At 70.5% G+C, this 7,158-nt stretch carries 5 protein-coding genes; 1 reads left to right on the top strand and 4 read right to left on the bottom strand.

Annotated features, from left to right (window positions below; translation table 11 throughout):
• Positions 1–902: 902 nt before the first annotated feature.
• The gene (locus tag PV341_RS42410) at positions 903–1,877 is read right to left on the bottom strand and encodes an alpha/beta hydrolase (protein WP_500328252.1); all 975 of its coding nucleotides are present in this window, start codon (positions 1,875–1,877) and stop codon (positions 903–905) included.
• A 417-nt stretch (positions 1,878–2,294) separates the two neighbouring features.
• Here PV341_RS42410 and PV341_RS42405 point away from each other — a divergent pair, with 417 nt between their 5' ends.
• A complete protein-coding gene (locus PV341_RS42405) occupies positions 2,295–2,774 on the top strand; it encodes a MarR family winged helix-turn-helix transcriptional regulator (protein ID WP_500328251.1) in 480 nt (159 codons plus the stop codon).
• 17 nt (positions 2,775–2,791) lie between these two features.
• Here PV341_RS42405 and PV341_RS42400 read toward each other — a convergent pair whose 3' ends face one another.
• The 3 genes from PV341_RS42400 to PV341_RS42390 all read right to left on the bottom strand — a co-directional run bounded on the left by PV341_RS42400 (position 2,792) and on the right by PV341_RS42390 (position 7,006).
• Complete coding sequence (locus PV341_RS42400; RefSeq protein WP_500328250.1) at positions 2,792–3,400, bottom strand: RNA polymerase sigma factor; 609 nt, start codon at positions 3,398–3,400, stop codon at positions 2,792–2,794.
• Positions 3,401–3,894: 494 nt separating this feature from the next.
• Positions 3,895–5,091: an epoxide hydrolase family protein gene (locus PV341_RS42395; RefSeq protein WP_500328249.1), complete on the bottom strand. Its 1,197-nt coding sequence runs from the start codon at positions 5,089–5,091 to the stop codon at positions 3,895–3,897.
• Positions 5,092–5,515: 424 nt separating this feature from the next.
• Positions 5,516–7,006 carry a dihydrolipoyl dehydrogenase family protein gene (locus PV341_RS42390; protein ID WP_500328248.1) on the bottom strand — a complete coding sequence of 497 codons (1,491 nt, stop codon included), beginning with the start codon at positions 7,004–7,006 and terminating at the stop codon, positions 5,516–5,518.
• Between the last annotated feature and the right edge of the window lie 152 nt (positions 7,007–7,158).

The following is a 7,158-nucleotide window of genomic DNA, read 5'->3' as shown; positions in this document are numbered from 1 at the left end:
CGGGGGTACGGCGGGCGGGGCCGGTTGAGCGTGCCGGCCGACGTGGTGTGCGGCCGCAGCCGGCCGTTCGCCGGCCAGGGGCGGGGCCTGTGTGCGGACTACGGTCAGCGTCCGGCGTGGTGGCCTGGGCCGGTGACCGGCATGTCGAGGTCGCAGACAACCCCGGGTGCCCGATGGGTGCCGGCTCTCGCCGGCGGGCCCGGCCTGCGGAGCCCGGCCTCCCTTCCGGTGCTGCCCGGCGGAGGGGAACCGGTGGGGCCGTGCACGCAGAGCCGTTCACCGGCGCCGGCGTGAAGGACCGGCGGCGCGGCCGCCGCGTCGTCGCGGACGGGAGCAACGCGGCGGAGGCGGTCCGCATCGGGGATCGAGGGCACCAGGTCGTGGTCGCAGCAGGTCCGTCCTCGGCCCCGGGTCGGCACGGTGCGGCCGGCGGCCGCGTACGCATCGGCAGTGGAGAGCGAGACAGAAATATTCAGAGACCTTTGAACTAGTTCATACCGTCGTTTGCACTAGGAGAATACATGGACGCGGGATGTGGTGCTGCGGAGGACCAAGCCCGCTCCGCCGGCGCGACCTGCGGTCGCCGGCGACGGCCGGCTGTCCTCCCCGGTGGTCTGGTCACCGTCGGCCGGGTCCGTGGCCGCCTCCGGCCGGGTGTTGCGGCGCCGTGGCCGGTAGCGACATGAACGTCCGGGTCCCGGTGCCCGACGAGACCAGGGCGGTTGCGCGACTGCTGGATGGACTGTCGGCCGGGCATCCGCAGCACCGCCATGCCGGCCATGCCGTGCGAGGCCCCGTCCCGTGTTCGCTTGGTCTCTCGGAGCGGCAACGCCGAGTGATGGTTGTGTGAGGCAACGCTTGCTGTGGCAAACCGCGACGGCGTCGCAGGCCCCCGCCTGGAGTCAGATATCGGTGCCAAGCGCCTGGCGGAGGGTGGCTACGGCCTGGGCGACCGCCGTGCGGGCCGCATCGGTTGCCGACAGCGCGTTGAGCATGACGAAGTCGTGGATGGTCGCCTGGTAGCGGGTCGCGGTCACGGGAACTCCGGCAGTGCGCAGTTTCTCGGCGTAGGCCTCGCCTTCGTCCCTCAGGACGTCGGCTTCCGCGGTGATGACCAGGGCCGGGGGCAGGCCGGCGAGTTCCTGCGCGGTGGCGCGCAGCGGGCTGGCCGTGATCTGTGCGCGTTGTCCTTCGTCGGTCGTGTACTGGTCCCAGAACCACTGCATGACATCGCGGCGCAGGAAGTAGCCCTCGGCGAACTGACGGTAGGAGGGTGTGCCGAAGTCCGCGTCGGTGACGGGATGGAACAACACCTGATGGCGGAAGGAGACATCCCCGCGTTCCTTGGCCAGCAGCGTCAGGGCTGCGCTGAGGTTGCCGCCGGTGGAGTCGCCGGCCACGGCCATTCGTGTGGGGTCGATGCCGCGCTCACTGCCGTGGCGGGTGGCCCATTGGGCGACCGCGTAGCACTCTTCCAGCGCCTGGGGGTAGCGGGCCTCGGGGGAAAGGCTGTACTCAGGGAAGATCACGGCGGCCCGCGTGCCGACGGCCAGTTCGCGTATCAGGCGGTCGTGGGTGCGTGTGCCCCCGAAGACCCAGCCGCCGCCGTGGAGGTACAAGACGGCGGGTAGCGGCCCGTCAGCGTGCCTCGGGCGCACAAGGCGCACCGCGACGCATCCCTTCGGCCCGCCGGACACCGCGATCCAGCTGTCCTCCACCTCAAGGTGGTGGTGCTCTGCGGCCTGCACCTTCTCCAGCGCCCTGCGGCCTGCTGCCGGTCCCAGATCGAAGGGGAACGGCGGGGCGGCGGTGGCTTCGGTGAAGTCGCGGGCAGCCGGTTCGAGAACCGGCTGCTGCAAGGGGACGTACTGGGGCATCACGCATTCCTGGTGGGGGAGAAGGGCATCCGTGCCGGCTGGGGGAGCGGACGTGTAGCGGACCGCGTCCGCTGCCGGCCTCCCGGGCCCGCCCCGCGCACGCACAGACGCTGCCTGCGATCCAACTGCGAAAGCGTGCCCCGCGGCATCGGGCATGTGACTGTGGACGCCGGTTGCGGCCGTGTACCGCTGGGAAGCGGCCTGCCTCAAGGGGCGCGGAATGCCCGTGCCGCACTTGGTGACACCAGCGCCCTCGGTAGTGCCCTCTCGGCCGCTGGCGCCATTGGGCGCCGTGTACTCCACGCGCCGGTCCCGCGACCCAGCGTCGCAATTTTAGGTGTGCGCAATATAATGGCCTGCGTGGAAGTTGTGGGGTGTACAGTTTAGTGCGCGAGTATTGTGCGGACAGGAGTTGCGATGAGTGAGAACCAGCCCGCCGCTGAGCGGCCGGCGGCGGAGGCTGACGAGGTCAGCCTGCTCCTCGACGACCAGATGTGTTTCGCCCTGTACGCGGCGCAGCGGGCCTTGACCAACCGCTACCGGCCCCTGCTGGAAGAGTTCGACCTGACCTATCCGCAGTACCTGGTGATGCTGGTGCTGTGGGAACACGGGGCGCTGCCCATCAAATCGCTGGGCAAGCTCCTGCAACTCGACTACGGCACCTTGACGCCGCTGCTCAAGCGCCTGCAGGCCCATGGTCTGGTGCGGCGCGAGCGCCAGGCGAACGACGAGCGTTCGGTGCAGATCAGCCTCACCGAGCAGGGCGCGGAACTGCGCAAGCGTGCGCGTGTCATTCCGGCCACGATCGGGCAGGCCGCGGGCCTCACCGCGGCGGAGGCCGCGGATGTCAAGGCTGTTCTGGAGCGCTTGACGGCGAACGTCACCGCAAGCCGCTAAGTCCCCGTGAGGGGATGTCAGTTGGCAGGGACGCGATCACGCAGTTCGTCGAGGAGCCCGCACCGTTGGGCGGCGGCTGTGAGCGTTTCAAGGAGAAGTCTCCGGCCGTGGCGCAGACGTGATCGCACACTACCCGGGCTGACGTCCAGGATCTGCCCGATGTCGGCGGCGCTGAAGTCTTCGGCGTCGGTCAGGTACACCACGATCCGCACCTCGGCGGGCAGGCGCCGCAGCGCGGCGGACACTTCCTCGTCGGGCAGCAGGTCCAGTGCCTGTGTGACCCGGGCCGCGTGGTCGTCGGGGACCAAAGCCCGCTCACACGGGACCTCCTGGGGGCGTTGTGCGGCGGGCTGGAAGACCATGTCCCCGGGCCGGTTCGGGTCGCCGGAGGTGTCGAGCGCGGTGTCGGCGAGGATCTGGAACAGCCGGACTCTCACGCCGGCTTTCTCGGGCAGCGTCTCGAACGCCTGGAATGCCTGCTGGTAGGTGCGCTGAACCAGGTCGCCGGGATCGGCATGGCCGCAGGCCATGATTGTCGCGGCTGCGTACATTCGGCCGAGGAAGGGCGTGGCCTCTCGGTCGAACCGCGCGAGTGCGGTCTCCCTGCTGGCCGGCTGCCGGATCACGGCGCTGTCACTGTCGCCTTCGCCCGTGCACCTGACCGGGTGGACGGGATCGATGCGGGAGCGGGAGCGGTTCCTGTCCGCCCTGGTACGCGGAGGGCCGCTGCGGTGCGGCGGTGCCGCCCGTGTCCGGCCGGCCAGAGGTCTCGCAGGCGTTCGGATGCCGCTTTCCCCCGATGCCGGCCCTTGACGTGGTCGGTTGTGGCCGGCAGGCATGCAGTGTCGCCGGGCACCGCTGTTGCTGAGGACATGTGGTTCTCCAAACTGACAACAGACCCCTTTCTCGGCGGAAGGGGGCGGCCCGCTGCGCTCACTCGGTGCGGCGGTCACGGGGCAGTGATCGGGTGCAGGGGCGTGGTGTGCGGCGCCCGCAGGGCTTCGGTGGGGCAGTCCACGGCCCCCGGGTGGCCCGGGGCGGCCGGGCAGCTCGGTGTCGAGCCGCCCGGCCGCCCCGTCGGGCTACGGCTTGTGCACGCGGTAGGGCACGGGCCGATGCGTCAGCGCATCGAGCGGAAGCCCGCACGCATCTCGCGGACCAGCAGTTCCGGCTGCTCCCAGGCGGCGAAGTGACCGCCCTTGGGGAGCCGGTTGTAGTGGACGAGGTTGGGGTAGGCCTGCTCGGTCCAGCTCTTGGGGGCCTGGTAGAGCTCGTCGGGGAAGGCACTGACGGCGACCGGGAGCTTGACGTTGTTGATGCCGAAGAACGAGGTGGTGTTCTCCGCGTACAGACGTGCCGCGGAGATCGCCGTGTTGGTCAGCCAGAAGAGCGTGATGTTGTCCAGGACGTCATCGCGGGACAGGCCCTCGTCGACGCCGTTGAAAGCCCGGGTGATCAGGGCCAGGCTCTTCGCGTCGTGGTCGAGCATGAAAGAGGCCAGGCCCACAGGGGAGTCCGCGAGCCCGGTCAGGGACTGCGGGCGGTCGCCCATCATGTAGGCGTAGTACACGTGCCGGTAGACGAAGCCGAGCTGCTCGACCGCGGCCTGCTCCTCCTCGGACAGCGACAGGCCTTCGGGCAGCGGGTCGCCCTTGGCGAGCGCGGCGTCGATGTCGGCCGGAATCACCTTGGGCATGTTGGTGTGGAGGCCGGCCAGGCCCTGCGGCTCCTGCGCACCCATCAGGTCGGTGACGATCGCGCCCCAGTCGCCGCCCTGCGCGACGTACTTGGTGTAGCCCAGGCGCTCCATCAGCTCACCCCAAGCGCGGGCGATGCGCTCGGGGCCCCAGCCCTTGGCGGCAGGCTTGCCGGAGAAGCCGTAGCCGGGCATCGAGGGGATCACCACGTGGAAGGCGTCGGAGGCGTCGCCGCCGTGGGCGGTGGGGTTGGTCAGCGGCTCGATGATCTTCAGCTGCTCGACGACCGAGCCCGGCCAGCCGTGCGTGACGATGACCGGCAGTGCGTCCTCGTGCTTGGAGCGGACGTGGATGAAGTGAATGTCCAGCCCGTCGATCTCGGTGATGAACTGCGGGTAGGAGTTCAGCTTCGCCTCGACCTTGCGCCAGTCGTACTGGTTCGCCCAGTACTCCGCGAGCTTGCGCACCGTGTCGAGCTGGGTGCCCTGGGACTGGTCCTCGACGGTCTCCTTCTCGGGGAAGCGCGTGGCCTGGATGCGCTGCCGCAGGTCCGCGAGCTCCGCCTCGGAGAACTGGACGGTGAACGGGCGGATGGCGTGTCGGTCGGTGGTGATGGACATGATGGTCTCCCAAAGGTCTAAATGAATGAGCAGAAAGGCGGGCGACACGAAGTCGCCGAGATTTCCGCGAATCGAGATCCCGCCGGTCGGCTGAGGCCGTGTGGCCCGCTCCCGGTTTCCGGCGCACTTCAATCATGGGCGCGGGCTGTAAGTGCGGTAATCCGGAACGTGACCTAGATTCCGTGGCGGCGGTGGCGTCGTTCCTAGGTAACGTGACGCGGTACCGGCAGCCACCGTCATGACAGTCACGCGACCCGCGACCCGCGACCCGCGACCCGCGATGCGCGACCTGCGGGCGGCGGCGCGTTCCTTGCCGAGCTGTCGCCCGGCGCGGCGTATGGGGAGGGCGTGCATCCTGCGGCAGGTGAGCGGGACGAGGTCCGCGGGAGGGGTCCCTGGCGCGGGGCGGCGCAACGCGGGGTGATCAACGGTCGGCGGCGAACGCCAAAGGCGTTGGGCGCTCACGTCCGGCGGCCCTGGCGCCTTGGCCCCGGTGGGTTTCCAGCAGCCTCAGCCAGATCTCGCTGATCGTGGGGAAGGCGGGCACGGCATGCCAGAGCCGGTCGATCGGTACCTCGCCGGCGACGGCGACGGTGGCCGAATGCACCAGTTCTGCCACGCCGGGCCCGGCGAACGTCACGCCGGCCACGGTGCCACGGTCGACGTCGACGAGCATGCGGGCCTGGCCGCGGTACCCCTGGACGTACTGGTGGGCGCCCGCCACGTGCGCCAGGTCGTAGTCGACCACCTTGATCCGGTGCCCGAAACCGATGGCGTCGCGAGTGGTCATGCCGACGGAGGCGACTTCCGGATGCGTGAAGACCACCTGTGGTACGGCCATGTGGTCGGCGGTGGCCACATGCGCACCCCACAGGGTGTCGTCGACCACCTCGCCGCGTGCGCGCGCCCCGATGACGGCGCCGGCGATGCGGGCCTGGTACTTGCCCTGGTGGGTCAGCAGGGCGCGGTGGTTGACGTCGCCGACGGCGTACAACCAGCCGTCGGCGACGCCGGTCACCCGGAAGGTGTCGTCCACCTTCAGCCAGTCGCCCGGGGTGAGACCGATCGTCTCCAGCCCCAGGTCCCAGGTGTTGGGGGCCCGGCCGGTGGTGAAAAGGATCTCGTCCGCCACCACGTGCCCGCCGTCGGCAAGGGCGATCTGGACCTCGCCGTTCTCACGCGCCAGGCGGGCCACGGAGGTGGTGAACCGGACGTCGACGCCGGCCTCGCGCAGGCCGTCGGCCACCAACCGGCTGGCGAAGGATTCCATCCGCTGCAGCAGCCCTTCCTCGCGGACCAGCAGGGTCACCTCGGAGCCGAGCGCCTGCCAGGCGGTGGCCATCTCGACGGCCACAACGCCGCCGCCGACGATGGCCAGGCGTGAGGGGACCTGGCCGGCACTGGTTGCCTCACGGCTGGTCCATGCGCGGACGGTGTCCAGGCCGGGAAGTGCGGGCACAGCCGCATGGGTGCCGGTGGCCACCGCCACGGCATGCCGCGCCGACAGCGTGATCGGGTCCCCGCCGGCGGTCTCGACGCGGACGGTTCGGGGGCCGTCGAGACGGCCGTGGCCGCGGATCAGATCGACGCCGGCCGACTCCAGTCGGCCGACCTGGGCCTCGTCCTTCCAGTAGGAGGCCATCTTGTCGCGGTGAGCCAGGACCGCCCTGGCGTCCAAAGGCCCGGCGACCGCCCGGTCAAGCCCGGGCACCCGGCGCGCGTCAGCCTGCACCACCACCGGGCGCAGCAGCGCCTTGCTGGGGTCGCAGGCCCAGAAGGAGCACTCGCCGCCCAGCAGTTCACGCTCCACGATCACGGTGCTCAGCCCGGCGGCACGAGCGCGTTCGGCCACGTTCTCGCCCACCGGCCCCGCGCCGATGACGATCACGTCGTAAGTGCGGGTGGTCTCGTTCATCACTGCTCCGTACGGGTGGGGGGAATCGGGTCGGAAATGGCAGGGCCCGGATGACTGCTGACTGCCGGCACGCGCGCTCGCCGTCGCCTGCAGCGAATGGGGGGGCGGGCAGCCCGTCGGCGGACTCCCGTGATGGCCGCCGGGGCGGGGCG

It is taken from the genome of Streptomyces sp. PA03-1a, assembly GCF_033792805.1.
In the GTDB taxonomy this organism is placed as follows: Bacteria; Actinomycetota; Actinomycetes; order Streptomycetales; family Streptomycetaceae; genus Actinacidiphila.
Note: the sequence above shows the minus strand (reverse complement) of the source record. Positions and strands in the feature narration are given on the sequence as shown.

What these genes read in the sequence shown, in the direction of transcription:
- PV341_RS42410 (WP_500328252.1), bottom strand. Translation starts at nt 1,877, where the DNA reads ATGCCCCAGTACGTCCCCTTGCAGCAGCCGGTTCTCGAACCGGCTGCC.
- PV341_RS42405 (WP_500328251.1), top strand. Translation starts at nt 2,295, where the DNA reads ATGAGTGAGAACCAGCCCGCCGCTGAGCGGCCGGCGGCGGAGGCTGAC.
- PV341_RS42395 (WP_500328249.1), bottom strand. Translation starts at nt 5,091, where the DNA reads ATGTCCATCACCACCGACCGACACGCCATCCGCCCGTTCACCGTCCAG.
- PV341_RS42390 (WP_500328248.1), bottom strand. Translation starts at nt 7,006, where the DNA reads ATGAACGAGACCACCCGCACTTACGACGTGATCGTCATCGGCGCGGGG.